20 protein-coding genes and 1 tRNA gene are annotated in these 26,334 nt (G+C 44.4%); 5 read left to right on the forward strand and 16 right to left on the reverse strand.

Going from position 1 to position 26,334, the window contains the following annotated elements:
- Nucleotides 1–5: 5 nt before the first annotated feature.
- The 6 genes from accD to fabB form a co-directional block, all read right to left on the reverse strand.
- Nucleotides 6–932 carry an acetyl-CoA carboxylase, carboxyltransferase subunit beta gene (accD, locus tag AC3CH4_RS10855; protein ID WP_004734162.1) on the reverse strand — a complete coding sequence of 309 codons (927 nt, stop codon included), beginning with the start codon at nucleotides 930–932 and terminating at the stop codon, nucleotides 6–8.
- Nucleotides 933–1,108: 176 nt separating this feature from the next.
- Nucleotides 1,109–1,903 (reverse strand): tRNA pseudouridine(38-40) synthase TruA, encoded by a 795-nt coding sequence (truA, locus tag AC3CH4_RS10860; RefSeq protein ID WP_004734161.1) that lies wholly within the window; start codon nucleotides 1,901–1,903, stop codon nucleotides 1,109–1,111.
- A gap of 196 nt (nucleotides 1,904–2,099) precedes the next feature.
- Nucleotides 2,100–7,262: a FimV/HubP family polar landmark protein gene (locus AC3CH4_RS10865; RefSeq protein WP_488542950.1), complete on the reverse strand. Its 5,163-nt coding sequence runs from the start codon at nucleotides 7,260–7,262 to the stop codon at nucleotides 2,100–2,102.
- A 207-nt stretch (nucleotides 7,263–7,469) separates the two neighbouring features.
- Nucleotides 7,470–8,483, reverse strand: coding sequence for an aspartate-semialdehyde dehydrogenase (locus tag AC3CH4_RS10870; protein WP_004734159.1), 1,014 nt, complete (start codon nucleotides 8,481–8,483; stop codon nucleotides 7,470–7,472).
- Between the two features lie 12 nt (nucleotides 8,484–8,495).
- Nucleotides 8,496–9,629, reverse strand: a complete 1,134-nt coding sequence (locus AC3CH4_RS10875; RefSeq protein ID WP_054547202.1) for a 4-phosphoerythronate dehydrogenase — start codon at nucleotides 9,627–9,629, stop codon at nucleotides 8,496–8,498.
- 487 nt (nucleotides 9,630–10,116) lie between these two features.
- Nucleotides 10,117–11,328 (reverse strand): beta-ketoacyl-ACP synthase I, encoded by a 1,212-nt coding sequence (fabB, locus tag AC3CH4_RS10880; RefSeq protein ID WP_017074539.1) that lies wholly within the window; start codon nucleotides 11,326–11,328, stop codon nucleotides 10,117–10,119.
- A 56-nt stretch (nucleotides 11,329–11,384) separates the two neighbouring features.
- Between fabB and mnmC the strand changes: the two genes are divergently transcribed.
- Entirely contained in the window at nucleotides 11,385–13,532 is a 2,148-nt protein-coding gene (mnmC, locus tag AC3CH4_RS10885; RefSeq protein WP_488542951.1) for a bifunctional tRNA (5-methylaminomethyl-2-thiouridine)(34)-methyltransferase MnmC2/FAD-dependent 5-carboxymethylaminomethyl-2-thiouridine(34) oxidoreductase MnmC1, read from the forward strand.
- Between the two features lie 221 nt (nucleotides 13,533–13,753).
- Here the strand turns inward: mnmC and AC3CH4_RS10890 are convergent, their stop codons facing one another.
- The 3 genes from AC3CH4_RS10890 to AC3CH4_RS10900 form a co-directional block, all read right to left on the reverse strand.
- Nucleotides 13,754–14,275, reverse strand: coding sequence for an NADPH-dependent FMN reductase (locus AC3CH4_RS10890; RefSeq protein ID WP_372121683.1), 522 nt, complete (start codon nucleotides 14,273–14,275; stop codon nucleotides 13,754–13,756).
- Between the two features lie 174 nt (nucleotides 14,276–14,449).
- The gene (locus AC3CH4_RS10895; protein WP_102344262.1) at nucleotides 14,450–14,713 is read right to left on the reverse strand and encodes a YfcL family protein; all 264 of its coding nucleotides are present in this window, start codon (nucleotides 14,711–14,713) and stop codon (nucleotides 14,450–14,452) included.
- A gap of 9 nt (nucleotides 14,714–14,722) precedes the next feature.
- Nucleotides 14,723–15,253: an elongation factor P hydroxylase gene (locus tag AC3CH4_RS10900; RefSeq protein ID WP_488542952.1), complete on the reverse strand. Its 531-nt coding sequence runs from the start codon at nucleotides 15,251–15,253 to the stop codon at nucleotides 14,723–14,725.
- A 299-nt stretch (nucleotides 15,254–15,552) separates the two neighbouring features.
- On the opposite strand from AC3CH4_RS10900, the gene AC3CH4_RS10905 reads away from it, so the two are divergent.
- On the forward strand, nucleotides 15,553–16,176 hold the full coding sequence (locus tag AC3CH4_RS10905; protein WP_108196203.1) for a trimeric intracellular cation channel family protein: 624 nt from the start codon (nucleotides 15,553–15,555) through the stop codon (nucleotides 16,174–16,176).
- A 97-nt stretch (nucleotides 16,177–16,273) separates the two neighbouring features.
- Here the strand turns inward: AC3CH4_RS10905 and aroC are convergent, their stop codons facing one another.
- The gene (gene aroC, locus AC3CH4_RS10910) at nucleotides 16,274–17,359 is read right to left on the reverse strand and encodes a chorismate synthase (RefSeq protein WP_488542953.1); all 1,086 of its coding nucleotides are present in this window, start codon (nucleotides 17,357–17,359) and stop codon (nucleotides 16,274–16,276) included.
- A gap of 297 nt (nucleotides 17,360–17,656) precedes the next feature.
- On the opposite strand from aroC, the gene AC3CH4_RS10915 reads away from it, so the two are divergent.
- Nucleotides 17,657–18,160 (forward strand): GNAT family N-acetyltransferase, encoded by a 504-nt coding sequence (locus tag AC3CH4_RS10915; protein WP_114633854.1) that lies wholly within the window; start codon nucleotides 17,657–17,659, stop codon nucleotides 18,158–18,160.
- Between the two features lie 113 nt (nucleotides 18,161–18,273).
- On the opposite strand, the gene AC3CH4_RS10920 is transcribed toward AC3CH4_RS10915, so the two are convergent.
- Nucleotides 18,274–18,350: transfer RNA gene (locus AC3CH4_RS10920), tRNA-Arg, on the reverse strand.
- A 210-nt stretch (nucleotides 18,351–18,560) separates the two neighbouring features.
- On the opposite strand from AC3CH4_RS10920, the gene folD reads away from it, so the two are divergent.
- Nucleotides 18,561–19,418, forward strand: coding sequence for a bifunctional methylenetetrahydrofolate dehydrogenase/methenyltetrahydrofolate cyclohydrolase FolD (gene folD, locus AC3CH4_RS10925; RefSeq protein WP_004734180.1), 858 nt, complete (start codon nucleotides 18,561–18,563; stop codon nucleotides 19,416–19,418).
- Nucleotides 19,419–19,588: 170 nt separating this feature from the next.
- Here folD and AC3CH4_RS10930 read toward each other — a convergent pair whose 3' ends face one another.
- From AC3CH4_RS10930 to AC3CH4_RS10950, 5 genes are all read right to left on the reverse strand, one after another.
- Nucleotides 19,589–21,403, reverse strand: coding sequence for a cation:proton antiporter (locus tag AC3CH4_RS10930; RefSeq protein WP_488518141.1), 1,815 nt, complete (start codon nucleotides 21,401–21,403; stop codon nucleotides 19,589–19,591).
- A 216-nt stretch (nucleotides 21,404–21,619) separates the two neighbouring features.
- On the reverse strand, nucleotides 21,620–22,819 hold the full coding sequence (locus AC3CH4_RS10935; protein WP_122054516.1) for a NupC/NupG family nucleoside CNT transporter: 1,200 nt from the start codon (nucleotides 22,817–22,819) through the stop codon (nucleotides 21,620–21,622).
- A 205-nt stretch (nucleotides 22,820–23,024) separates the two neighbouring features.
- Nucleotides 23,025–23,945 (reverse strand): LysR family transcriptional regulator, encoded by a 921-nt coding sequence (locus AC3CH4_RS10940; RefSeq protein WP_004734177.1) that lies wholly within the window; start codon nucleotides 23,943–23,945, stop codon nucleotides 23,025–23,027.
- Between the two features lie 170 nt (nucleotides 23,946–24,115).
- On the reverse strand, nucleotides 24,116–25,114 hold the full coding sequence (locus AC3CH4_RS10945) for a lytic murein transglycosylase (protein WP_017079489.1): 999 nt from the start codon (nucleotides 25,112–25,114) through the stop codon (nucleotides 24,116–24,118).
- Between the two features lie 30 nt (nucleotides 25,115–25,144).
- Nucleotides 25,145–25,435, reverse strand: a complete 291-nt coding sequence (locus tag AC3CH4_RS10950; protein WP_017079488.1) for a YcgL domain-containing protein — start codon at nucleotides 25,433–25,435, stop codon at nucleotides 25,145–25,147.
- A 221-nt stretch (nucleotides 25,436–25,656) separates the two neighbouring features.
- Between AC3CH4_RS10950 and minC the strand changes: the two genes are divergently transcribed.
- Nucleotides 25,657–26,319: a septum site-determining protein MinC gene (gene minC / locus AC3CH4_RS10955; protein ID WP_017084080.1), complete on the forward strand. Its 663-nt coding sequence runs from the start codon at nucleotides 25,657–25,659 to the stop codon at nucleotides 26,317–26,319.
- Nucleotides 26,320–26,334: the final 15 nt, after the last annotated feature.

Here is a 26,334-nt window from a genome sequence, read left to right on the forward strand (position 1 = left end):
GTACTTTACCCTTTTTCTGGCGCTTCTGGTACTTCATAAGTAGCTTCATTCGGTGAATCGTTCACAGAAACTACTAATGGTGAAGGCTGGTTGGTCATTTTAGCAACAAGGCTTGCAACGCGCTGACGCATCTCACGACGGTCAACGATCATGTCGATAGCGCCGTGGTCGAGTAGGAACTCACTGCGTTGGAAACCTTCAGGAAGGTCTTCACGTACAGTTTGCTCGATTACACGACGTCCAGCAAAACCGATAAGCGCTTTTGGCTCACCGATGTTGATATCGCCAAGCATTGCCAAACTCGCAGAAACACCACCCATTGTTGGATCAGTCATTACTGAAACAAACGGTAGGCCTTTCGCAGATAAACGCTCTAGAGCAGCACTGGTTTTCGCCATTTGCATTAGAGACATCAATGCCTCTTGCATACGAGCACCACCACTTGCAGAGAAACAAACTAAACCACAGTTGTTCTCAATAGCCGCATCTACCGCTTTCACAAAACGAGCACCAACAACAGAGCCCATTGAACCACCCATAAATGAGAATTCAAAAGCACACGCTACGATTGGTAAACCTAGTAGTTCACCTTTCATTGCGATCAGCGCGTCAGTTTCACCACTGTTCTTTTGAGCAGTAGAGATACGCTCTTTATAACGCTTAGAGTCTTTAAACTTCAGTTTGTCTTGTGGCTCAAGATCAGCACCTAGTTCAACGCGCTCACCTTTGTCTAGGAATGTATCCAGACGGCGACGTGCCTTCATGCGCATGTGATGGTCACATTTTGGACACACTTCTAGGTTACGCTCTAGTTCAGCATGGTAAAGAACCTGCTCACAAGAAGTACATTTAGTCCAAACGCCCTCAGGGATAGACGCTTTACGAGATGTTACGATGTTGCTTTTTTCTAAAATCTTTTCAAGCCAACTCATGGAAGACCTTTTTGTTTCGATTCTTACGCTTGATTGCGAAAGAAATAAATTTGGGAATTATGCGTGGGAATTAAAGCACATAAAACAGCGACTGTAGATAAAAAACTGGTTGTACCTATTTTCTGGCACTATTTTACGCACGAAACCGTAATATTTTTTGAACCTAAGTCTCACATTTAGTTCAAATTATCCGGTAAAAACAGAGGCCCAATTGGCTCTCGTGGTAACTCAAAATGTTCAGGATAATCAACATCTACCAGATACAAGCCTTCCGCTTTGGCGGTTGCGCCAGCCACTTTTCGATCTTTAGCCTCTAAAAGCCACTGGATCCACTCTGGTTTTTGCTCACCTTTACCTACTGCAATTAGGCTACCCGTAATATTCCTCACCATATGGTGAACAAACGCATTCGCTTTAATATCGATCACTATGTAGTGCCCATGACGAGTCACGTTTAAGTGAATCATGTTTCTCCATGGACTACGAGATTGACAATGTGTCGCTCTGAATGAAGTGAAGTCGTTCTCGCCTAACAAGTATTGACCCGCTTCATGCATCTTTTTCTCATCAAGGTGACCATGGTAATGGCTCACGCCTGAATTCAGAATGCCAGGACGTAGTGCATGATTAAAGATAATGTAGCGATAACGGCGTGCAGTTGCAGAAAAACGAGCGTGGAAATCCTCATTCACCTCTGTCGCCCAACGAACCGCAATATCTTTTGGCATGTTGGCATTCGCGCCCATTGTCCAAGCAACCATTTTACGATCAACATTAGTTTCAAAGTGAACGACTTGTCCCGTACCGTGAACACCGGCATCTGTACGACCTGCGCACATAACCTCTACAGGATGATTCGCGACAACTGAAAGAGCCTTTTCCAATTCTTCTTGGACACTTTTCACGTCTCGTTGGCGCTGCCAACCAAAGTAGTGGGTACCGTTATATTCAATACCTAAAGCAATTTTCATGTTCTTGTTCTCTTTGAAAATGGGCAAGAAGTATATACGGAAATGAGTGCTAGCCCAAATAGGATGGGGCTAAAACTGCAATAAACAATCACTACCGCCCTAGACGGTGGTTTTAAGAAGCCAAATAAAACAAAGGCGCTTGGGCTCACCCAAAAATAAAGGGTAGCCAACGCTACCCTTTATGATTTTTTTAAATTTATCGACCGTTTAAGGTATCGATAAGATTCTTTGCCTCTCGACGAATATCATCGCTCCCGTCAACTATCGCCTCTTCTAGAAGCTTAATTGCACCTTGCGAATCACTCATCTCGATATAGATTTTAGCCAAATCGAGCTTGCCAGCAGCTTCTGCATTGTTGTCGACATCATAGTTGCCGATATCACCGATAACATCAGGAAATTCATTTAGGCCAACATCCAGCTTCAACTCTTCATCATCTGGATTTATGGCTTCTTCGCCTTCTTGCTCTACTTGAGCCATCAGTTCGTCAATCGTCATGTATTGCTTATCACGACTGTTACCCGACTCTGTTAGATTATCTTGTTGACCCCAATTCTCTTCTTTAATTTTAGGTTCAGCTTGTTTTTCAGCCGATGCCCAAATCTCTTGTTGATCGTCAGGAACACCATTGTGCATGCTTGATTGCTGCTCTGGAGCTAAGTTAAAGCCTTTCCAATCTTCACCGCCAACTTCAAGCATCGCATCGATATCGAGCCCTGCACTGTCAATCGACGTTGCATCTAGTGGCTTCTCAAACATATTGTCGACTGAGTCTTGTACATCTTCTGAAAGCAACTCAGCCAATGCTGTTTCATCAAAATCGTCAAAGCCTTCTAGTGGTTCGTCTTGAACTGCTGTAGGTGCTGAGTTTGATTCTAAAGGCGTTGAATTTAATCCTGAAGATGAACTCGGTGAATGATCTGGTTGTGCGAACGCTGTCAATTCAGGTTCTTCTGCATCTGAGAACCCTGCTTCGCCCGAGAAACCCTCTGTATCTGAGAAATCGTCAGCGTGACTAAAGCTTTGCGGGTTTGAGAACAAATCATGCAACGCATCTTGCTCTTCACCTTGAGGACTAAAAGAAGTCAGTGGTGTCGGCTTCTCTGCAAACGCATCTGAGATGGCTTCGTCTTCACCGTATTCAGGCAAATCAAGCTCATCGAACTCGACGCCTTCTTCTTCCGCTACTGGCTCTGCGCTGCTTTGCTCAATATCATCTAAAACAGAGTCTGCTTTTGCGCTTTCTTCGTCATATTCAGGAAGATCAAGATCATCGAACTCAAACTTTTCTGCCTCAGGAGCGAGATCTTGCTCTAATTGAGCTTCATCAGGCTCACTAACGACTTCCGCCAACGCGTCTTCTTCACCAAACTCTGGCAGTTCGAAATCATCAAACGAGAACTCGTCTTCGCCTTCTTGTCCTAGAACCTCAGCTTGTTCCGGAGCTTCAGCTTGTTCCGGAGCTTCAGCTTGCGGTGCCGTTTCTGCTTGAGGCGCAACGTCTGCTTGTGGCTCAGATGTTAATTGTGGTTCTAATACTGATTGAGGTTCAGCGTCTAGTTGAGAATCAACAGCAGGAGCAACTGGTTCTGGTATTACTTCAACATCAGCTTCAGCATCGGCTTCTGCCAATGCGTCTTCTTCATTAAACTCAGGAAGTTCGAAGTCATCAAACGAGAACCCTTCTTCGCTGTCTTGTCCTAGAACTTCAGCTTGTTCCGTAGCGTCAACTTGCGATACCGATTCTACTTGAGGTTCAGCGTCTAATTGAGGTTCAACAGCAGGAATAACTGGTTCTGGTATTACTTCAACATCAGCTTCAACATCGGCTTCTGCCAACGCGTCTTCTTCATTAAACTCAGGAAGTTCGAAGTCATCAAACGAGAACTCTTCTTCGCTGTCTTGTCCTAGAACTTCAGCTTGTTCCGTAGCTTCAATTTTCGGTGCCGTTTCTGCTTGAGGTTCAGTGTCTAGTTGAGGTTCAACAGCAGGAGTAACTGGGTCTGGTATTACTTCAACATCAGCTTCAGCATCGGCTTCTGCCAACGCGTCTTCTTTAGCTGTATCGTCTCCAATCAGCCAATCATCGTCTTCTGGTACACCGAACTCATTTGGAATGATTTCTGGCATATGTGCAGCACGGGCTGGCTCTGGCTCTGGCTCTGGCTCTGGCTCTGGCTCTGGCTCTGGCTCTGGCTCTGGCTCTGGCTCTGGCTCTGGCTCTGGCTCTGGCTCTGGCAAGGATTCAACGATATTTTCAAGTTCATCGCTACCTTGAATTTTCGGTTCAAAGTCAAAATCAGAGTCTATATTCGCAGGAGATTCAACATCATCAATGGCTTCGGCTAACCAATCTTCTACCGTTTCTTCATCGTCTTCAGAGATATCATTCAAAGACGACGGCGAAGCTTGATCTTCAGTACTCGCAGCGATGTCTTCACGCTGATCTTGTACGTCAGCTTCTTCCGAATCTGATGCTTGTTGCTCAGTGTCTTCTTGAGTCGGCTCTTCAAAAACTGGTTTGTCAAAGTCAGAATTCTCAGAGAGCAACGAGTCAATATCCAGTTCATCATCTTTAACAGACGACACCGCTTCTTCTGGTGATAATTCATGACTATCAGAAAGAGACGTTTGTTCTGGTTCCAAAGCACTTTCGATTGATGCTTCAGCTGGCTCTTCATTAGCTTGCAACGAATCGCTGTCATCAGAAGTCATCAACTCATCAATCAATGCTTCATCTGTTGTTTCTAGTGCGTCATCAAGCAACGCATCCGTTGCAGGCGCTACACCAAACAAGTCATCGATAAAGTCATCACGATTAAAGGCTTCGTCATTTTCTGGCTTAACATCAGCACCGTCTTGAGTCAGTTCTAAATCTAATGAAGCATCACCAACAAGTTCAGGTTGTGGTGTTTCAGTAATGTCCGTTATTTGCTCAGACTCGGCTTCAGAAGGCTCTGACGTTAATTGAGTATGTTCAACGTCTGAATCCTTGATAAGGTCGTCGCTAGCTTTATCAGAACCAAAGGCAGCATCTAGCTCTTTATCAAACGTCTGCTCTTCTGATTCAAGCTCGTCTTCAATACCACTTGTCAGTAAATCATCAAACGGGTCTAAAGATTCAGATTTTGGTGAATCAGCTTGGTCCGCTGAAAGCGCATCATCCGATAGTTCACTATCAAGGAAATCATCAAGTAAGTCGGTGCTCTCCGCATCGAGTTCGAAATCATCATCAGAATCTCCGATTAATTCATCCAGAGTTTCCGTGCTGTCTTCTGCAATGTTTAGCTCATCATCAGTCGATAAACCAGAAAGCTCTTCAAGTTCAGATAAGGCATCGAAACCTAAAGGCTCACTTTCAGGCTCATCATCCGATTCATCGCCCAGCATTTCATCAAGGAGTTCGGTCGAGTTGCTTAGGTCAACGTCATCCCCTTCCAACTGCTCATCAAGTAGATCAACGCTGTCTTGAGCCTCTTCATCAACGATTGGCTTATCAAACTGAGACAGGATGTTTTCGATATCATCATCAGACGCCAAACCATTGTTTAGGTTCGTCGCTATTTCATCGTCGCTATCGAGGTTGAAAGGATCATTCGCTTGCTCGTTCTGAGCGGCAACCTGAGCAAAGATGTCATCAATATCATCCTCTACACTAGGAGCTGCAGATTGAGTGGTCTGTTGTTCAGAGATCAGAGCATCAATATCAAAGTCGTCATTGCTTATGTCCGAAGGCGTAGCATCGCTTTGTTGTTCTGAGATAAGCGCATCGATATCAAAATCATCGGTTATCGATGTGTCGGCACTAGAAGTAGAATCACTTTGCTCTTCCGAAATCAAAGCATCGATGTCGAAGCTATCATCATCTTCGTCATCAAGAGAAAACAGGTCATCTAATAGTGACTGGTCTAATTCGTTAGAGCCTAAATCTTCAGTCTCGGATTCTTTAGATAGCAGTGCTTCAATGTCATCAGCAGACATTGCGTTATCATCTGAGAGATCAAAATCGACTTCATCGGTATCAAGTGCGCTTACTGCGCTTTTATCGAGCGCGCGCTCCATCTCTTCTAGACCAAGCGCTTTCTCTTCACCATTAACACTGATGCCGTTGCTGCTGTCCAAGTCCAGATCATCAAAGTTAGTGTCTAAATCACCATTTTCGCCAATGCTCGCAAATGGGTCATCATCTTCACCGTCGAGATTGAAATCGAGATCAGATTCATCCAATCCTGCAAATACATCGTCTTCTTCAGCAAGAGCTTGGTCGTCAAACAACTTATTGGCATCGTCTTCAGTGCCAAACAGGTCATCGTCTAAAGACAGCTCGTTAAGGTCGTCCATCTCGTCGCCCAATGTAATAGGCGCGACGCTGCTTGGTTCAGTTTGAATCGGTTGTTCTTGAGTGTTTTGCTGTTGTTCTTCATTTTTAGAACGACGACCTATCAGCATCACGATGATCAAACCAAGTAGAAGACCCGGAATAATCGCAAGAGCCGCAACTAACCAACCATTAGATAACAGTTCATCCATGGCACTTGGTGCCATTTTTTCAATTTCGGCGTTCTTTCTACGCTCTTCATCAAGCAGCTTTTCCACTTCGCTACGAATGCGGTCTTCATCACTGAGCTCTGTTTTTAGCTCATCCACTTCCAATTGAACATTCGACAGCATCAAACGAAGTTGATGGTTTTTTTCTTCGAGTGACAGTAACTCAGTTTCTGAAAGCTCTAACTGCTTCTCAAGGTAGTTCATTTCCTTGGCACCGGTTAGCGGCTTGCTATTCACTATCTCTTGATTATCAATTATCGATTTATCGACAACTTTAGGTTCGCTAACCTTAGCTTTGGATTGTGCATTTTTAGGTGCTACATCTGGTCGACTTGACGCTTGCGCTACTTTAGGTTTTGAAGCGGTAGGCTTTGTCGCAGGAGCATCAAGCTTAGCAAGGTGCGAGTTCATGATGTTGATAGCTTGCTGCGTCGAACTTGCACGTGCTTGCTCTAAAGAAGGCACACGTAAATTACTGGCAAGCAGCAGGCTATGGATATTCTGATTTTCAAACGCTTGTGGGTTTAAGCGATAAATCGCCAACAATGTTTGTTGGACTGAAACGGAGTTATCAGGGCGTAACCTTGAAGCAATAGACCATAGCGTTTCTGAGCCACTAGTTGGACCATAGAAACGTGAAGGCTCAGCGCTATTCAATTGCGCTCTTTGAAGAGGTTCTGAAAACGTAGGCGCTGATTGTATCTGGCCATTAGGCCCTACAACTCGAATGGAATCTGCACGAACAACGGAAATCTGAGTCGCAATGATAAAGGCAAAAGGCATTAACCACGGCTTGAAAAATTGAAACATAAAAGGCTCAGCTAGGTGCTTAAATTCGGAAAAGTGATGATCTATTAAATATATCGGATAAATGACGTAAAACTATAGAGATGAAAACAAAAAATGTGTTGCAGCAACAATATTCGCAGCAATTTCACACAATTTGACTAACAATATTTTCAATCGATTAAAAAAGCCCCACTAAAGAGTGAGGCTTGATAATCAAAGCAATGAAGCTTAGAAGTAATCGCGAATCAGAACTTCAGCGATTTGAACTGCGTTTGTCGCTGCGCCTTTACGAACGTTATCAGCTACTACCCACATGTTCACGCCGCTGTGATGGCTGATGTCGCTACGAATACGACCAACCATTACGTGGTCCTTACCACCCGCATCACGAACTTGAGTTGGGAAGTCTAGAGCTTGGAATACTTCAACGCCTTCCGTGTTCTCTAGAAGCTGAATAACTTGCTCTGCACCGATTGGCGCTCGAGTTTCAACATGTAGAGATTCAGCGTGGCCGTAGAACACAGGAACACGAACACAAGTCGGGTTCACCGTGATTGACGAATCAGCAAAGATTTTCTGAGTTTCCCAAACCATCTTCATTTCTTCACGTGTGTAGCCGTTCTCTGTAAATTCATCAATCTGAGGAATACAGTTGAACGCGATCTGCTGTGAGAATGCTGACTTGTCAGCTGGCATGCCGTTAAGAAGCTTAGCGGTTTGGCCTGCTAGCTCATCGATACCCGGCTTACCTGCACCAGATACAGATTGGTAAGTTGAAACGTTAATACGCTCAAGACCTACTTCATCGTGAATAGGTTTAAGTGCTACTACCATCTGAATAGTAGAACAGTTAGGGTTCGCGATGATGTTGCGGTTACGGAACTCAGCAATCGCTTCAGGGTTCACTTCTGGCACAACCAGAGGAACATCGTATTCATAACGGAAACGTGATGTGTTATCGATAACAACCACACCTTCGTCAGCGGCGATTGGAGCCCAACGTTCTGAAAGCTCGCTACCTGCAGAGAAAAACGCAATATGTACTTGAGACCAATCGAAGTCTTCTACGTTTTGTACTTGTATTGTTTTGCCGTTAAAACGGGAAGTTTTGCCTTCACTACGTTCACTTGCTAGTAAGTGCATTTCACCGACAGGGAATTTACGCTCTTTAAGTACTTCAAGAATGGTTTCACCAACCGCACCAGTCGCACCTAAAATAGCAATATTAAATTCTTGGCTCATTGTTTCTCTCTTTTATAAAGTTGGCTTTACCATAAAACCGAGTTTAGATAACGGCGTTAAATTACAAGATTCGTCGCCCGTTAACTCGACTGCACTGTACTCTCTACGGTCCCAATATTCTTTACGCATCTTGTCAAAAGAACCCGGCGTAGAGATATTGCGACGGAATAAGGCGTCGTCTTTGCGCACATCATAGATCAACTGAGTCAAATTGTGCAGTGTTGCTTCATCCCAAGCTCTATCTAATTTCATTTGAGGCACTGGGGCTGTCGGCAGAAGATCGCTTGCATAAGCTCGCAGCTCTGTACCCAAGAACTCACAATAACTGTTGAAAATCATCGTAGTACCACGTGCTTTACCCTCTAAACCGTAGCCCGCTACGTGAGGAGTTGCAAAAGCAAGCAGTGGAAGCAGCTCAAAATCGACTTCAGGTTCAAACTCAAACACATCAAGAACGGCAGTAAAACCATCGGCTTTTTGCAGGCGAGCTTTTAACGCTTGGTTATCAACAACTGGGCCACGAGCTGCATTAATCAAAATTTGATCAGCACGTAAGTTGTTCAGCACTTGCTCATTGATCAAGTGATGTGTTGGGAACTCACCCGTCTTAGTAATTGGCGTATGCAGAGTGATCACGTCCGATTGCTCAAGCAGTGTTTCTAATTCAGTAAACTCACGAGTATCACCCTCTTGTTGTTTTAGAGGATCGTTCAGCAGAACTTTGATACCAATACCTTCAAGGCACTTCGCTAAGTAGCTACCTACCTGACCACAGCCGATAATACCGACCGTTTTATCGAAAACAGAGAAGCCTTGTTGCTGCGCAAGTACCATCATTGCGCTGAAGGCATACTCAGCGACACCCACCTTGTTACAGCCAGGCGCCGCAGTAAAGAAAATGCCACGCTCTTTCATCAATGCTTGGTCGACATGGTCCATACCTGCCGTCGCAGTGCCGACAAACTTCAGCTTATTGGCTTTGCTAATCAATGACTCATTCACCTTGGTAACAGAGCGAATCATCAATGCGTCTACGTCAACTAGGTCGTCAGCAGTTAATGTGCGACCAGACTTCATTGTCACTTCCCCTAGCTGGCTAAATAGTGCTTCAGCATAAGGCATATTTTCGTCGATTAAGATTTTCATTTGGCGAGTACTTTAGTTGGGGTCTATCGACCTAAATGTGAATTGAAATGATTGTGCAAAATTCCACACTCGGTGTCGAGTAGCAAATGGAATACATTATATATAAAGGGCTACGTTGGCATTTATCACACCATATCCCAAAACCGAATCAACACTGAAGATTGTGTAGCCCAGAAACGAAAAATGCCCGATTGAATAAACAATCGGGCAAACATCCAGAACAAAAGGATCCTATCTCGCTCTCCAGGAGACAGAGTCTTGCGTCTGTTCAACCAGTACTAACCAAAGTCACTACTGGTCAAGCTCTGGAAACCTTTTAATTTCTAAACCCAGATTTAAAAAGTCATGTTCAAAAAAACACGTATAAAACCTACATTTAAAAAGCTTTGTTCTGTTGGTCATGGTTAGTGGGCAACCTATGCGTGTTGAGTCTGCACTCACGTCACCCATTAACGATTAACCTTTATTAATTTAACCTTAGCTTCAATTAGCCTTGGTATTTTTTGATTACTAGCGTTGCGTTCGTACCGCCGAAACCAAAGCTGTTAGACATAACTGTCGTTAGCTCTTGCTCACGGGTTTCAGTTACGATGTCTAGGCCTGCGCCTGCTTCGTCTAGGTTTGCTACGTTAATGCTAGGTGCAATAAAGCCGTTATCTAGCATTAGCGTTGAGTAAATTGCTTCGTGTACACCAGCTGCACCTAGAGCGTGACCAGTCATCGCTTTAGTTGCTGAGATTGCAGGGCTGTTGCCGCCAAATACTTCTTGGATTGCGCCAAGTTCTTTAACGTCACCCACAGGAGTTGAAGTACCGTGAGTGTTCACGTAGTCAACGCCATCAACGTTTTGCATTGCCATCTTCATACAACGAACCGCGCCTTCACCAGAAGGAGCAACCATGTCGTAGCCATCTGAAGTTGCGCCGTAACCTACGATTTCACCGTAAATTTTTGCGCCACGAGCAACTGCGTGCTCAAGCTCTTCAATAACTAGCATGCCACCGCCACCAGAGATAACGAAACCATCACGGTCAGCATCGTAGGTACGAGAAGCCAATTCTGGAGTGTCGTTGTACTTAGTAGAAAGTGCGCCCATTGCGTCGAACATCATAGTCAGAGACCAATCCAGTTCTTCACCGCCACCAGCGAATACAACGTCTTGTTTACCCAGTTGGATAAGCTCCATTGCGTGACCAATACAGTGTGCAGATGTCGCACATGCAGAACTCATAGAGTAGTTCACGCCACGGATTTTGAATGGTGTAGCAAGACAAGCAGAAACCGTAGAAGCCATTGTACGTGGAACCATGTATGGACCAACGCGCTTAACGCCTTTTTCACGGATGATGTCTACAGCGTTAACTTGGTTTAGAGATGAAGCACCACCTGAACCCGCAACGATACCTGTGCGGTCATTAGATACTTGATCTTCAGTTAAACCAGAGTCAGCAATTGCTTGCTCCATTGAAAGATAAGCGAATGCCGCTGCATCACCCATAAAGCGCATTTTTTTGCGATCGATATGGTCAGCAGGGTTCATTTTCAGGTTACCCCAAACTTGAGAGCGCAAGCCATTTTCCTTGAACTGCTCTGAAGCGGTAATACCTGATTTACCCTCTTTCAGTGATGCTAAAACTTCTTCGACGTTGTTACCGATACTTGAAACAATACCCATACCGGTGATTACGACTCGTTTCATGTGACATTCCTATAATTCTAAATTCAGCTAGATGATAACTAAGAAGCCTAACAAAAGTGGTCAGCTTTCCTAGAAATTCGTACAATCCCTACCAACATATCGCTTCAAATCACAAAATGATAGATTTTATGACTTCAATTACTAATGCAGAACTGGAATGGAATGAGTCTGGCACGCCAGTTTCAGACCAATTTGACGACGTTTACTTCTCTAATGTTAACGGTTTAGAAGAAACTCGCTACGTCTTTTTAAAACAAAACCACCTTCCAGAGCGTTGGGTTGAACATCAACAACGCCGTTTTGTGATTGCTGAAACCGGTTTTGGTACAGGTTTAAACTTTCTTGCAGTCTGGCAATGGTTCGATGCTTTTCTTAAAGATAACCCACAAGCTATGACCAAAGAGTTACATTTCATCAGTTTTGAAAAATATCCTTTAAATAAAGATGATCTGATCAAAGCACACCAATCTTGGCCTGAATTAGCTCAGTATGCGACGCAACTCCAAGAACACTATCCAATTGCTCTGCCGGAATGTCACCGCATTGTGTTGGGCGATGGCGCGATCACACTCGATTTATGGTTTGGTGATATTAAAGATTGTATGCCAAACGTGCCGACCCCGCAGGAAGGTTTGGTTGACGCTTGGTTCTTAGATGGCTTTGCGCCAAGTAAAAACCCTGAAATGTGGAATCAAAACCTATTCAACGGAATGGCCAAACTGGCAAAACAAGATTGCAGCTGTGCAACGTTTACCGCTGCCGGTTTTGTTCGACGCGGTTTAATCGAAGCCGGCTTTGCCATGAAAAAAGTTAAAGGCTTTGGTACTAAGCGTGAAATGATTGCAGGCCGCCTTGACGAGAAGCACGCTCATACCAACATCAAACCTTGGTATGGCCTAGCTCAACACAGTGATTCACAAGATATCGCCATTATCGGTGGTGGTGTTGCCAGTGCTGCGCTTGCAAAAACGTTAAGCCGACGTGGTAAAAACATCACGCTTTATTGTGAACACCAACAAGCCGCTGGAAATGCCTCTGGCAACAATCAAGGTGCCATTTATCCGCTACTCAGCGAAGCGACATCTAATGTTTCAAGAATATTTGGTCCGGGCTTATTGTTTGCCCGCCAATTTATTAATCAAGCAGCACAATCAGTAAACTTCGATCACAACTGGTGTGGCGTGAATATCTTGATGTGGGATGAAGGTTCAACCAAAAAGCTCAACCGTATGTTGGAAGGCAATTTCCACACAGACTTAATTCAGCGCTTAACGCCCGAACAAGCGAACGAAAAGATTGGCTTACCGGTTGATAAAGAGAGTGTTTACTTCCCACTGGGTGGTTGGTTAAGCCCTCTTCAGCTTACTCAAGGTTTGATTGGTAAGTTAGAAGAGACCAACCAAGTAAGCGCGCACTATCAACACCAAGTGATACAACTTGAGTGGTTAGAAGCAGAGCAACAATGGCTACTAACGATTGATACACCCCAAGGTGAAATTCAAACTAAGCACGACCAAGTGGTTGTCGCGAATGGACACAAGTTCACCCAATTTGAACAAACTCGTCCCGTACCTCTGACGCCAGTTAAAGGGCAAGTGAGTCATATCCCGACTACAGAAAATCTCAGCCAGCTAAAAACAGTGTTGTGTTTTGATGGCTACTTAACGCCACAGAATCCAAATAACGGCCACCATTGTATTGGCGCGAATTACGATAAAACCAATATCGATCAAGAGTTTGATAGCGAAGTGCAACAGCACAATGGCGAGCGTTTACACGGGTCGCTACCAGAACAAGCGTGGACCAAAGATGTCGATACCAGTGGTAACTTAGCACGCCAAGGTATCCGTAGCGTGAGTCGAGATCACCTACCATTCGTCGGTAATGTTGGCGATTTTGAATCCATCAAAGAGCAATATCAGAATCTGCACAACTTTAATCCGCAGCGTGATGCTATCGACGGTATCGAACCTGTTCCCAGCTATCCGAACTTGTTCTGTTTTATTGGTTTAGGCTCACGTGGTTTGAGCTCGACCCCTCTTTTAGCAGAAGTCTTAGCCTCACAAATTTGTGGCGATCCTCTACCTCTTCCGGTTGATGTGCTCGAAGCCATTCATCCAAGTCGAATGTGGATTAGAAGATTACGCAAAGGCAAAGCGTTAACAGAAGGTTGGGTTTCAACGAAACAAGCCAGTGCGGACTAGTCGATTCTAGACTAGGTCTAAATATTCAAATAAGTATTAGGCCGTGTTGATCTTACGAGCTGATTTTTGCAGCGAAAGGTCAACACACCCTAATTCGACCCAAACAAAAAGCCCGAGCATATCTCAATGCTCGGGCTTTGTTTTTTCAATCTTGTTTACGTCGCTGCTTCTTATTCTAGAGCAGCACGTTATTTTGCAGCTATTCGCTTTACTTTCTGCTTTTACAGCTTAGCAATCGCGTCTTTAATTTGAGCGGCAATCTCTTCATTGCTGATTGAACCTGACTCAAAATCAAAGTTATCGTAGAAGCTAGGCACTGAAAGTGATGCTTTAACGTTACCGCCAAAGTATGGCGCTGAGCCTGTAGCTGCGCCAAGTACCGTCTGTGCACCACCTGGGCCCGGAGATGTCGCTAAGTAAACCGCAGGTTTCTCACCAAATACTGAACGGTCAATGCGTGTCGCCCAGTCAAATAGGTTTTTGTACGCTGCTGGATAATGACCGTTGTGCTCTGCGAAAGAGATAACAAATGCGTCCGCTTCTGCTAAGTCACGCAAGAATGCTTGAGCACCTTCCGCTTGGCCAATCTCTTTTTCAGTGTCTTCACTGAACATAGGCACGTTGTAATCGTTGATGTTTAGAACTTTGACTTCAGCACCTTCAATCAAGTTAGCTGCGTAAGTTGCTAGAGTTTTGTTGATAGAGGTAGAGCTGGTGCTTGCGCCGAATGCGATAACTTTCATGATGTGACCTTTTCTGTGATTCTGTTAAGTGGGATTAGAATAACGTAGTCAGAAAATGGAACCATCACAAGAAATGAACGGACTCATTCAAAAAATTCGAATGAGTCTCAAATTATTGATTCGCTCAAAAATGAGGAAGGAGAGTTGTGAGCGAATAACGCTAGACGAATAAAATTAAGCTTGGCTTTGCAGCTCAACCCAAAGGTCATTAACGATCGTGCGATCGGCTGGCGTCAATTCAGAGCGCGCGTCTTCTAGGCTCTTCTCAATACGCAATTTAACTTCTGCTACGTCTTCAATGCCGTCTTCTTCACATGAAGCCACTGAAAGAGAAATATGACCACGTAAGTAACCACCAGCAAACAGTTCATCGTCTGATGCGTTTTCAATGCGAGCATCAATTACTTCAAGTAGTTTTTCTTCAAATTCGATAATCATAATATTCTCTTATTTCACAATAAATTGGCTAGTACATAAAGGTGCAACATCATAGAAACTGCGTAATGCTTCAGAGAGCATTTTCACGCGAGGCGGAAGACCAGCTTCAAAGATACCCATGACTTCGCTGTGTACTTTATTCATAAAGGCCAAACGGTCTGGCTCAAAATCGCCCTGTAGATTGTCACAGCTGACATTAAAAGGAAAGCCTGCACTGGTCGCAATGATCCATTCATACGCTTGTGGGCGAATTTCTACTTTTTCAAACTCAGCTTGAATCGACTCAGTTCGGCCATCAGGCTCATACCAGTAACCAAAATCTTCCAATAAACGACGCTCAGGACCAGCCACACACCAGTGTGCTATCTCGTGAAGTGCTGACGCGTAAAAGCCGCGAGCAAATACGATACGGTGATGAGAAACCTCCCCATCGGCTGGCAGGTAAATAGGCTCGTCCGCTCCCAGTTCTAGCTTGGTATTAAAGCTCTCGAAAAAGGTTTGATTGAAAATGTCGATGATATCTGGGTATTGGTGCGTCATAAGATCAAATTTAAATAAAAAGAACTGGGGCATTTTGCGTTTTTTTAAGCGCTCGGTAAAGCCCTATCACTGGCAATGACATTAGGTTCATCATAATACTTTACGATGACAATCGATTGCTGATCCCAGATTACACCATTTTGAGGTGAATGATTAGTTTAGCTAATCTGAAATGCCTATTCACGGTACAAATATTCATTCGTCAATCAGCGTTTTTACTACTACACTCGCGCTTCATTTTTATATCCCTATGGCCTATAAGACTCCAATTTATAGACCTAAATTATAGAGCTACAGCAATGCTACTAAGTGTTTTGTATATCATTGGCATCACGGCAGAAGCCATGACCGGCGCTCTCAGCGCTGGCAAACAAAAAATGGATTGGTTTGGTGTAATGTTGGTTGCAAGTGCAACGGCAATTGGCGGCGGTACAGTACGAGATATCTTACTCGGCCATTACCCTTTAGGTTGGGTTGAAAACCCACAATATCTGGCGATCACCTGTATCGCGGGTGTTATCACAACAGGACTGGCTAAATGGGTAATCAAGCTAAAAGGCTTGTTCATTCGTTTAGATGCTTTAGGTCTCATCGTGTTCAGTATCATTGGCACTAAAGTCGCGATGACCATGGGTCTGCACCCAATGATCTGTATGGTGTCTGCCTTGGTAACTGGCGTGTTCGGTGGCCTATTGCGCGATCTTATCTGCCGTCAAACACCATTGGTTCTGCATGAAGAGCTGTATGCATCTGTCGCCCTTGTCGCTTCAGGTTTATACCTAGGTTTGCTTGAGCTTGGCGTTAACGACGTAACCGCAACGATTGTTACGCTTGTGGTTGGTTACTTGCTGCGTATGGCGGCCGTAAGATTCAAATGGCGCTTGCCGTCTTTCCAGCTTGATCCGGAAAGCTCTGTACATTAGATATTCTCAATTACGCAGAATATAAAAAGGGTTGCTTCATTACGAAGCAACCCTTTTTGGTTTCTATCAAATCTGTTCTGAATAAAACGAAGCAGAACTAGATTTTTGGCGTTTCTGTTGTCACACCAAAGTTTTGACCACGGTGACGTAGCAAGTGATCAAGCAGCACGATAGCCAGCATCGCTTCAGCAATAGGCACCGCACGGATACCCACACATGGATCGTGACGACCTTTAGTGATTAACTGCGTTGCTTCACCGTCTTTAGTGATCGTGTCACCAGGAACGGTAATGCTTGATGTTGGTTTAAGCGCAATGCTTGCCACAATATCTTGACCAGTAGAAATGCCGCCTAAGATACCGCCAGCATGGTTGCTGCTGAAGCCTTCTGGAGTTAATGGATCACGGTGTTCACTACCGTGTTGATTAACGACATCAAAGCCATCACCAATCTCAACACCTTTCACCGCATTAATGCTCATTAGAGCGTGAGCAATATCAGCATCTAAACGATCAAAGATTGGCTCACCAAGGCCTACAGGCACTTTAGTCGCAACCACTTGAATCTTCGCACCGATCGAGTTGCCTTCTTTTAGCAAGTCACGAATCAGTTGGTCAAACTCAGGCACTTTGTCGGCGTCTGGACAGAAAAACGCGTTGTTTTCGATCTCATTCCAATCCACTTTATCAATTGAGATATCACCCATTTGAGAAAGGTAAGCTTGGATTTCAACACCAAATTCTTGTTTCAGGTATTTCTTCGCAATTGCACCTGCCGCTACACGCATTGCAGTTTCACGAGCAGAAGAGCGACCGCCGCCACGGTAATCACGTACACCGTACTTTTGATGGTAGGTATAGTCAGCATGACCAGGGCGGAATTTGTCTTTAATTTCGGAATAGTCTTTAGAGCGTTGGTCTGTATTTTCAATCAATAGACCAATAGAAGTGCCCGTAGTTTGGCCTTCAAATACACCTGATAAAATCTTTACTTCATCCGCTTCACGGCGAGCCGTTGTATAGCGAGAAGTACCAGGGCGACGACGATCCAAATCTCTTTGAAGGTCTGCTTCGGTAATTTCTAATCCTGGTGGGCATCCATCTACGATACATCCTAGTGCGATACCGTGACTTTCTCCGAACGTAGTCACGCGGAAATGTTGTCCGATACTGTTTCCTGCCATTACTTCCTCTAAATCAGCCATCACTCAGAAGGTTTGATTCCTAAACCAACCAGCTAATAGCTTTACTTGTCTATTCTTCGTGAATTCATAGTGGCTTTATTACTAAATGATGTAAACCCCAAAAAACGAACAATTTTAACTTTCTATTACATAAGCCGAATGAAATGAATAACGAGGGAAAATGAGTGGCGCTTTAAAGTGGTGATTTTGAATAGTTTCATGTCCAGTTAACAAAGGTTAATGAACTCAGTTTGAATACTCTCTATGTTGTAGCCCAAAATAATTAGGAGAAAAGTGATGATCGAGTGGAAAGTTAAAAAATTTGCGGACCTGTCTGTTCAAGAGCTCTATGATTTCTTACAGCAAAGAGTCGATATTTTTATCGTGGATATGAACACACCCTATAGTGACCTAGACGGCAAAGATAACCATCCAGAGACCTATCACATCATGGGTTATGAGAACGGACACCTAGTGGCTTACAGCCGAATTATGGCTCAGAAGCTTGGATACCCCGTAGATGTTCTCCCTTTGCTCGATTCTGATGCAGATGATGTTTGTATCGGGCGAGTGATCGTAGCGAAAGAATACCGAGGTAAACAGATAGGTAACCAGCTCATGCAAGTGAGTTTTGATGCCACTCGGAAGATTTACCCTGATTGCTCAATTTTTATTTCGGCACAAGCTCATCTTAAAGACTATTATGGTAAGTTCGGTTTCGACGTAGTGACCGATCATTACTTGGAAGATGGATGCAGTATGCTAGGCCTTAGATATACCCCACAGCTCGTTGCCGTTTAGCAAAAACTGAAAGACAAAGACACCTAAAGACACAACACGGTATTGAAAGATTAAGTCGTTCTGAAATGCAAAAAACCCGACAGCTCAGGGAGTTATCGGGTTTCTTTAAATAGTGGTACGCCCTGAAGGATTCGAACCTTCGACCACCTCCTTAGAAGGGAGGTGCTCTATCCAGCTGAGCTAAGGGCGCGCTACAGGAAAGGATTATACGAATTCGAATCAGTAAAGCAACGGCTTTATCTAACATTCTGATCCAAGTGAGTAAAAAAAGGGCAATAAGATTATAAGTGTTGGAAAATAGAACAAAGCAAACGTTTGCTTGATGGTAATCAAAAAGATTTTCTGGAATAATGCGCCAAAACATCAGCCACTAACTTGAATATCAATACTAAGGAAATTCATGACTGCTCAAAATATTGATGGAAAGCTAATTTCTCAAACAGTTCGCTCTGAAGTAGCGGCACGTGTAAAAGCTCGTACTCAAGCTGGATTGCGTGCTCCGGGCCTAGCGGTTGTTTTAGTGGGTGAAGACCCGGCATCTCAGGTTTACGTTGGCAGTAAACGCAAAGCGTGTGAAGAAGTTGGTTTCGTCTCGAAATCTTTTGATTTACCAGCAACTGCCACCGAACATGAATTGCTAACGCTAGTCGATCAACTCAACGAAGACCCAGAGATTGATGGCATTCTAGTTCAACTGCCTTTGCCTGCTGGTATCGATACTACTCACGTTCTTGAGCGTATCACACCTGAAAAAGACGTTGATGGCTTCCACCCATACAACGTAGGCCGTTTGGCTCAGCGTATGCCTAAGCTACGCTCTTGTACGCCTAAAGGCATCATCACGCTGCTTGACCGTTACAACATCGATTTACGCGGCAAGCACGCGGTTGTTGTAGGCGCATCAAACATTGTTGGTCGCCCAATGACTCTAGAACTGCTTCTAGCAGGTTGTACGACAACAACATGCCACCGCTTCACCAAAGACCTTGAAGGTCACGTACGTCAAGCAGACGTTGTTGTGGTTGCCGTTGGTAAGCCTAACTTCATTCCTGGTGCTTGGATTAAGAAAGGTGCTGTTGTGGTCGATGTTGGTATCAACCGTTTGGAATCTGGCAAGCTCGTTGGCGACGTTGAATACGATGTGGCTAAAGAAAGCGCAAGCTTCATCACACCAGTTCCGGGTGGTGTTGGTCCAATGACAGTGGCAAGCCTAATCGAGAATACTATGATCGCTTGTGAGCAATTTCACTCGAAATAGTCCGCAATGACAGCTTAGGTAGTAATACCAGCGGCATGAATTGCCTCGCCCTAGAGTAAAATAAGCTAGAGCAAAATTAGAAAGCCGCAGCGTGAAAACGTTGCGGCTTTTTTGATACTGAGCTATTCGTTTTTGATACAAAGCGACTCGCTTTAAATACAGAGCACTCACTACTTATCTGGAGTATCGATACCTTCAATCTCTCCCAAAGGTGGCAATAAACTAATGACCTGACACTCCGTTGATATGAGTTTTTCCAATTCAGAGCCTTGTGTCACTAAGCGAAAATCACCATCATTAATCACGCCAAGTGGAATCGCTTTAGGGTACAGGGCATTAAACTCATTAAGGTCAAACGCCTCGGTTAAACCCGTGCTCTTAATTTGGCTGCCTTGAGCCATCAAGGAGTTAAGTTTGGAATAGGTAACCCCTTCGGAAAACAGGCTTCTATTGCCATCACGGCTCACCTGATGCCTTTCATGTTTATTTTCTGAGGATTCAAGTTCAAACACCTTATTCTCACCAAACTCATCTTGATAGTGCATACTGACTAGTGGGTTGGTTTGACGATAAGGCGATACAATCATGGCACGCCCTATCCCATCCAATTCCAGATTATTTTCAGCATGGCTCGAAGCTGGATTACCGAAATAGACATTCAAGTTGTCCATGCGCGCTAAGCGAATGCTCTCCCAGTTGGTATCAGCAAGCACACTGTTGATGTTGTGTGTCGCCAGCACTTTGGCAAACTGACGTGAAAAATGAGTCGCACCAAAGAAAATAACCCCTTGTGCCTTCTCTTGAGTCACACCCAGCCTTCTAGCCCACCAACTCGCGGTTAGGCTCTGAATCACTACTGTACCAATAATGACCAAGAACACCATTGGCACCAGTAAATCTGCCCCTTCGATTAATTGCTTCTCTTGAAGCTTGATTGCAAACAGAGAAGAAACCGCGGCAGCAACGATCCCGCGAGGCGCCATCCAGCTCAAAAACCATTTATCTGCTGAAGTAAGATCCGTGCCGATCCCGCTGATCCACACACTCAGAGGACGAGCCACCAGCATGACGACCGCTAATAAGCCAATTCCACCCCAACCTATTGAGAGGAAAGTCCCCGAATCAAGCCTGCTCGCTAACAGAATAAACAACGCAGAAATGAGTAACACAGTCAGGGTTTCTTTGAATTCAATAATGTCTTCGAGATCCAAGCCTTTCACATTGGCGAGCCAGATACCCATGATGGTCACGGTTAATAAACCGGACTCTTCACTCAGATCATTTGAGAAAGAGAACGCCGCCAGCATTAATGTCAGGACCGCCACGTTACGCAAATAATGTGGAACCCAATGCCCTTGCAACATCTTGGCAATCAAATAGCCACCGATGATCCCTAAGCCCAAACCAATGGCTAAAGTCAGCCCCAACGCCGACAGAACATGGCTTGTAGGATCGGCTGAAGAGACAATGTATTCGTAAACGAGAACGGCAAACAGAGCGCCAATCGGGTCAATCACTATCCCTTCCCAGCGCAAGATACTGCCTAGCGAAGATTTGGGTTGAATGCTGCGCAGCATGGGAACAATCACCGTTGGGCCGGTCACCACGACTAATGCAGCAAACAACGCCGCCAATGGCCAACTGAAATCGACAAAATAATAAGCCCCCACCACGATGCACGCCCATGTAATCAACATGCCGAAACTCACTAAGTGAGTCACCATGCGGCCATGGCCTCTGATTTCTTTGAAATTAAGAGTCAATGCACCTTCAAACAAAATGATGGCGACCCCTAATGAAATCAACGGGAACAGTACATCACCAAAAATGGCATCAGGATTAAGGATGTTGAGACCGGGACCTAATAGCAGGCCAACGATAAGCAAAGGAAGAATAGCGGGAAGACGCAAACGCCAACCAAGTAGCTGGCAAGCCAAGGACAAGAGTCCAATTAACGCCAAAGAAGAAGTGATCGACAAATCCATTTATGCCCCTAAAACATTTGTACCACACCCTGTGGTACAAACTTATTCACTGAAATAAGAAAGCCTACGTTCTTACACTATAGGCTCTCTTTATCATACTAAGCGAATATTATTGTGGTTAATCAGTCACTTTACTATAGGGAGAGCAAAGCCACGATTAGCTAACTAGGTGGTTATGCCCGAGTTAGAAAGTGCTTATAAGTCACCAATGATTACTTATAGAGAAAGCACCACGCCCGCAATCGCTGCGCTCATTAGGTTGGCAAGCACACCCGCACAAATTGCTTTAAAGCCGTATTGTGAGATGAAAGATCGACGCTCTGGAACTAAGCTACCCAAACCGCCAATCAGAATTGCCATCGTAGAGATGTTGGCAAAACCACATAGCGCGAAAGTAACGATCGCTTTTGAGTGCTCACTCAGTGCGTCTTTTACGTCCATTAACTGGATGAAAGCCACAAACTCGTTCACAACGATTTTGTTACCGATCAGCGAGCCTGCAACCACAGCTTCAGACCATGGCACACCGATCAGCCATGCAACGGGTGCGAACACATAACCTAGGATAAGTTCGAAGCTTAGGTTTACGCCAAACCAACCACCAACAATACCTAATAAGCCATTCAGCATTGCAATCACACTGATAAAGGCCAGAAGTGTCGCACCCACTGCAACGGCAATACGAAGTCCAGACATAGCCCCATCTGCCATTGCCTCAACTACGTTTGTTGCTCGTGGAATTTCAACGTCAGATTCAATATTTTCTTGAGCCTCATCTGCGTTACCTGGTACCAAAATCTTGGCCATCAATAGACCAGCAGGAGCAGACATGAATGCCGCAGCGATCAGGTAGTTCAAATCAACACCAAGCGATGCATAACCGACTAGCGTGCCACCAGCTACAGAAGCCAAACCACACACCATGACGGCAAACAGTTGTGAATCCGTCATGTGCTTCAAGTAAGGTTTAACCACCAATGGCGCTTCGATCATGCCAACAAAAATATTCGCAGTTGCAGACAGTGACTCCGCACGACCTGTACCTAAGAACTTTTGCAAAGCCCCACCGATTAGGTTGATTACCTTTGGCATAAAGCCGATGTGATACAAACCTGAAATCAATGCAGAGAAAAAGATAATGATGCCGAGAACGTTAATAGCGAATACAAATCCGTTATTCGTTAGGCCACCAAATAGGAAGTTAATCCCCTCTTGACCGTAGTTGATCAAGCTAGACACTGCACCAGTAGCTGCATTCAACACTTCTTTACCCATCGGCACATAAAGAACCAATAGCGCGAATGAGATTTGCAGTAAGAAAGCCAAAGAGACGGTTCTTAGCGGGATATTTTTTCTGTCCGTAGATAGTAACCAAGCGGCTACTAAAATAGTGATAATTCCAAGTAGGGAAGCCATATGCGTCAACCTAAAAGTTGTAGGTAGTAAAGGCGACGCATTCTATAGAGGAAATCGTTTGCGGCAAGTTGAGGTTGTTAATGTGATGTTGGTTGAATCACTCTTTAATATCCCCTCCCACTAAGTTATTGAATTTTAATAATTAACTTTGATTAAAAAACACACTTTTTCCATATAGAAATTATATTTATAGATTGGGAAACAGTTAGCGGTGCAGTTCAACGCAGGTTTTGAGGTTTTTGTCCCAATACGTCGGTGATCCGATATGATCTTTGATGAACTCAATCACTGCTGAAAGCTTCTTCGGCATGTTCTTTCGGCTCGGATACACGGCATAAAATGGCATCAGCTGACTTGCTCGCCATTCCGGTAAAACTTGGATGAGCTTGCCCGTTCTAAACTCTTCTTTGACCAAGTAAGTCGCTAGGTAAGCAACGCCCCAACCTGATACTGCCGCGTCTCGTACCGCTTCAGCCAAATCCACCGAATAATCGCCTGCCACTTTAACACTGAGATTTTCTTGGCCGTTATCAAATGCCCATGACGTGTAATCACGTTCACGGCTGCGGTAGATGAGGCAGTTATGGTCAATCAGATCAGATGGCACGTGTGGAGTCCCTGCCTTAATCAGATAATCCGGTGATGCGGCTACCACAAACTGGCTGTCGGCTAGGCGCTGCGCAATGTAACCTTCAGGCAAGTCTTCATTGTTAGTGATCCAGAGATCCAAACGCTCCTCAATCATGTCCACTTTGTAATCGAACAAATGCACTTCAATTCTCAGCTGAGGGTAAAGCTGTCTAAGCTGGTCAATCGCTGGAATGATATGCAGTGTGCCAAATGACTGAGACAAGCCTATACGGAATATTCCAGAAATGTCGTCACGCTGGCTATCCATGTCCATTTGAGCCGCTTTCACCGTATTGAACAGCTGCTCACAATGCTGATAGAACACTTCTCCAGCTTCAGTTAACGTAAGGCTGCGTGTGGTTCTTTGCACTAACTTGATACCTATCGAATCCTCGAGCAAAGCAATTTGTTTACTGATGTGAGATACCGACACATTCAAGCTTTTTGCTGCACTGGTAAAGCCTTCATGCTTGATTAACGCATGGAATATCACCATCTGTGCGGCTCTATCTGTTAGCACAAAACCACCTTCTTAAATATCTGAAATATAAAATAAAAAGGACTCCGAAGAGTCCTTTAATCTGTTCTGCCTATAGTAGGCTAAATGCTATTCAAAGCGACCTAGTTCTATTAATCAGATTGAGTCTATTAATCAAATTAGGTCGATTAATCAAACTTAATTCTATCGGCTAGGTGACTGACAGCCAAAGCAAAGTAGTAAGAACGATTCCACTTCATTAACACATTGTAGTTGTTGTAAATGAGGTACGAACGACCCGTTTCATCGTCCGGCATTATCAACCAAGCTTTGATGTCTTCATCAAGTGTAGGCAGTGGGCGATCGTCATAACGCTTAATACCAAGTTCAGACCACTCTTTTAGGTATTTCGCTTTGTCTTCGTCTCGACCTTGCATCTCAATAGACACGGTTGATGGAACGTGAACCTGACGCCCCCAAGTATATTTGTCATCCCAACCCGATTGGCTGAGATAATTCGCCGCCGAAGCGAACACGTCTTCTTCGGTACCCCAAATATCTTTCTTGCCATCACCACTGCCATCAGCGGCGTAAGCTAAGAATGAGCTAGGCATAAACTGAGGTTGCCCCATCGCGCCAGCCCAAGAGCCTTTCATCTCTTTTGGTGCAATATGGCCTTGATCAAGTATCTTCAATGCCGCCATCGCTTCGCTACGGAAGAAGGCTTCTCTGCGACCTTCATAAGCCATGGTTGTTAGAGCATCAATAACACTGTAATTCCCCGTGAACTTACCAAAATTACTCTCCACACCCCATAGAGCGACAATGAATCTTGGTTGAACACCATATTCATCACCAATACGCTTTAACGCTGTGTAGTGTTTCTTATAGAGTGATCTCGCCTGCTTCACTTTCCAGTCAGGAACCGCACGTGGAATGTATTCATCCAGAGTCAGTTTCTTTTCAGGTTGGTTTTTGTCAGCTTTTACCGCTCTTGGCTTAAACGTCACACCATCAAAAGCTTCATCAATGATCGCTTCAGAAATACCTTCTTCACGACCTTGTTGCTTTAGTTTTTCTACATATTGCTCAAAGCTAAGCTCTTCAGCTTGAACCGAGCCAATGGTCAGGCTATTACCCAATAGTAATGCCGACACAGCCAATATGGTTTTCGAAAATTTACTCAACGATCACTCCTCCTTGAATTGAGGTGGCTATCACTCTTCGTCTTGACCTTTATTTTGAGCTTTACGCTCTTTATGAAGCTCAAGTTCGTTAACTGGTGGTGGCGGAACCTGCAAAAAGAAACCATCGGTGTTCAGTGATTCTCTCACTTTATCGATGTTCACTTGAGCCAGTTTACGGCCGTCCATTTTAATTACCATTACAAAACTAGGTTTACCAAACATTTGCATCAATGCGTCAGGAACTTGTGAAAAATCATCCTTCTTAGGGATATAAAGGTATGTTCCTTCTTTCTTTGAACTTTTATATATAGAACACAGCATGACAAACCTTTTCTAAATGTTTATGACTACAAAACTCTCACTTGCGAGATCAATAGTTTATGTTAGGGAAATATTGGGAACAAAACGTTCATTTGACAACAAGATTACTTGCTGTGCTTGGTTTGGGAATATAACATGATAAACCTAGTTTCAGGCAATGCCCTTTATTTTATTGATAAAGAAATTGTACCAATCCGCTATTGAGGTCCTGTAGTTTTTCGATGTCTAGTAACCCAGATCTAAAAGGTAGCAGTTTCACGCTATCTGTTTTGCACTTATCCGATGATCAAGTCGAAAATGCAGTGTCTTTTCTTCAAGAGAAGGTAGACCAGGCACCCACTTTTTTCGCAGCTGCGCCTGTTGTTATCAACATTAGCAAAGTCGCGGGCGATATAGATTTCGTGCAACTGAAAAATGGTATATCTCAAGCGGGTATGATCCCGGTTGGTGTGGCTGGCTGTTCAGATAAACGCATGCAAAACTTAGCCAGAGATGCAGGTTTTGCCGTGATGACAGCAAGTAAATCGCCTTCTCAAGCTCCGGCGAAGATGGCTCCGATAAAAGTGGTGCGAACCCCGATTCGCTCTGGTCAGCAAGTGTATGCCAAAGACGGGGATTTGCTGATTCTTAGCCACGTAAGTGCAGGTGCAGAAGTGATTGCCGATGGCAGCATCCACATTCATGGCACGCTACGCGGTCGCGCGATTGCAGGTGCAAGTGGTCAAACTGAAGCAAAAATAATTTGTAATGATTTACAAGCCGAGCTGGTTTCCATTGCAGGAAATTACTGGCTCAGCGATCAAATTGAAAGCGAGTACTGGCAGAAGAAAACCATGTTCAGTATGGCAAACGATGTATTACACGTTGATGTCCTCGCAATATAAGAGAAATAAAAGGAA

The organism is Vibrio sp. QJM3NY_26, assembly GCF_057786005.1.

Bases quoted from the DNA above. Each gene is read 5' to 3' on its own strand.
- accD (WP_004734162.1), bottom strand. From the start codon at position 932: ATGAGTTGGCTTGAAAAGATTTTAGAAAAAAGCAACATCGTAACATCT.
- truA (WP_004734161.1), bottom strand. From the start codon at position 1,903: ATGAAAATTGCTTTAGGTATTGAATATAACGGTACCCACTACTTTGGT.
- AC3CH4_RS10865 (WP_488542950.1), bottom strand. From the start codon at position 7,262: ATGTTTCAATTTTTCAAGCCGTGGTTAATGCCTTTTGCCTTTATCATT.
- AC3CH4_RS10870 (WP_004734159.1), bottom strand. From the start codon at position 8,483: ATGAGCCAAGAATTTAATATTGCTATTTTAGGTGCGACTGGTGCGGTT.
- AC3CH4_RS10875 (WP_054547202.1), bottom strand. From the start codon at position 9,629: ATGAAAATCTTAATCGACGAAAATATGCCTTATGCTGAAGCACTATTT.
- fabB (WP_017074539.1), bottom strand. From the start codon at position 11,328: ATGAAACGAGTCGTAATCACCGGTATGGGTATTGTTTCAAGTATCGGT.
- AC3CH4_RS10890 (WP_372121683.1), bottom strand. From the start codon at position 14,275: ATGAAAGTTATCGCATTCGGCGCAAGCACCAGCTCTACCTCTATCAAC.
- AC3CH4_RS10895 (WP_102344262.1), bottom strand. From the start codon at position 14,713: ATGATTATCGAATTTGAAGAAAAACTACTTGAAGTAATTGATGCTCGC.
- AC3CH4_RS10900 (WP_488542952.1), bottom strand. From the start codon at position 15,253: ATGACGCACCAATACCCAGATATCATCGACATTTTCAATCAAACCTTT.
- AC3CH4_RS10905 (WP_108196203.1), top strand. From the start codon at position 15,553: ATGCTACTAAGTGTTTTGTATATCATTGGCATCACGGCAGAAGCCATG.
- aroC (WP_488542953.1), bottom strand. From the start codon at position 17,359: ATGGCAGGAAACAGTATCGGACAACATTTCCGCGTGACTACGTTCGGA.
- AC3CH4_RS10915 (WP_114633854.1), top strand. From the start codon at position 17,657: ATGATCGAGTGGAAAGTTAAAAAATTTGCGGACCTGTCTGTTCAAGAG.
- folD (WP_004734180.1), top strand. From the start codon at position 18,561: ATGACTGCTCAAAATATTGATGGAAAGCTAATTTCTCAAACAGTTCGC.
- AC3CH4_RS10930 (WP_488518141.1), bottom strand. From the start codon at position 21,403: ATGGATTTGTCGATCACTTCTTCTTTGGCGTTAATTGGACTCTTGTCC.
- AC3CH4_RS10935 (WP_122054516.1), bottom strand. From the start codon at position 22,819: ATGGCTTCCCTACTTGGAATTATCACTATTTTAGTAGCCGCTTGGTTA.
- AC3CH4_RS10940 (WP_004734177.1), bottom strand. From the start codon at position 23,945: ATGGTGATATTCCATGCGTTAATCAAGCATGAAGGCTTTACCAGTGCA.
- AC3CH4_RS10950 (WP_017079488.1), bottom strand. From the start codon at position 25,435: ATGCTGTGTTCTATATATAAAAGTTCAAAGAAAGAAGGAACATACCTT.
- minC (WP_017084080.1), top strand. From the start codon at position 25,657: ATGTCTAGTAACCCAGATCTAAAAGGTAGCAGTTTCACGCTATCTGTT.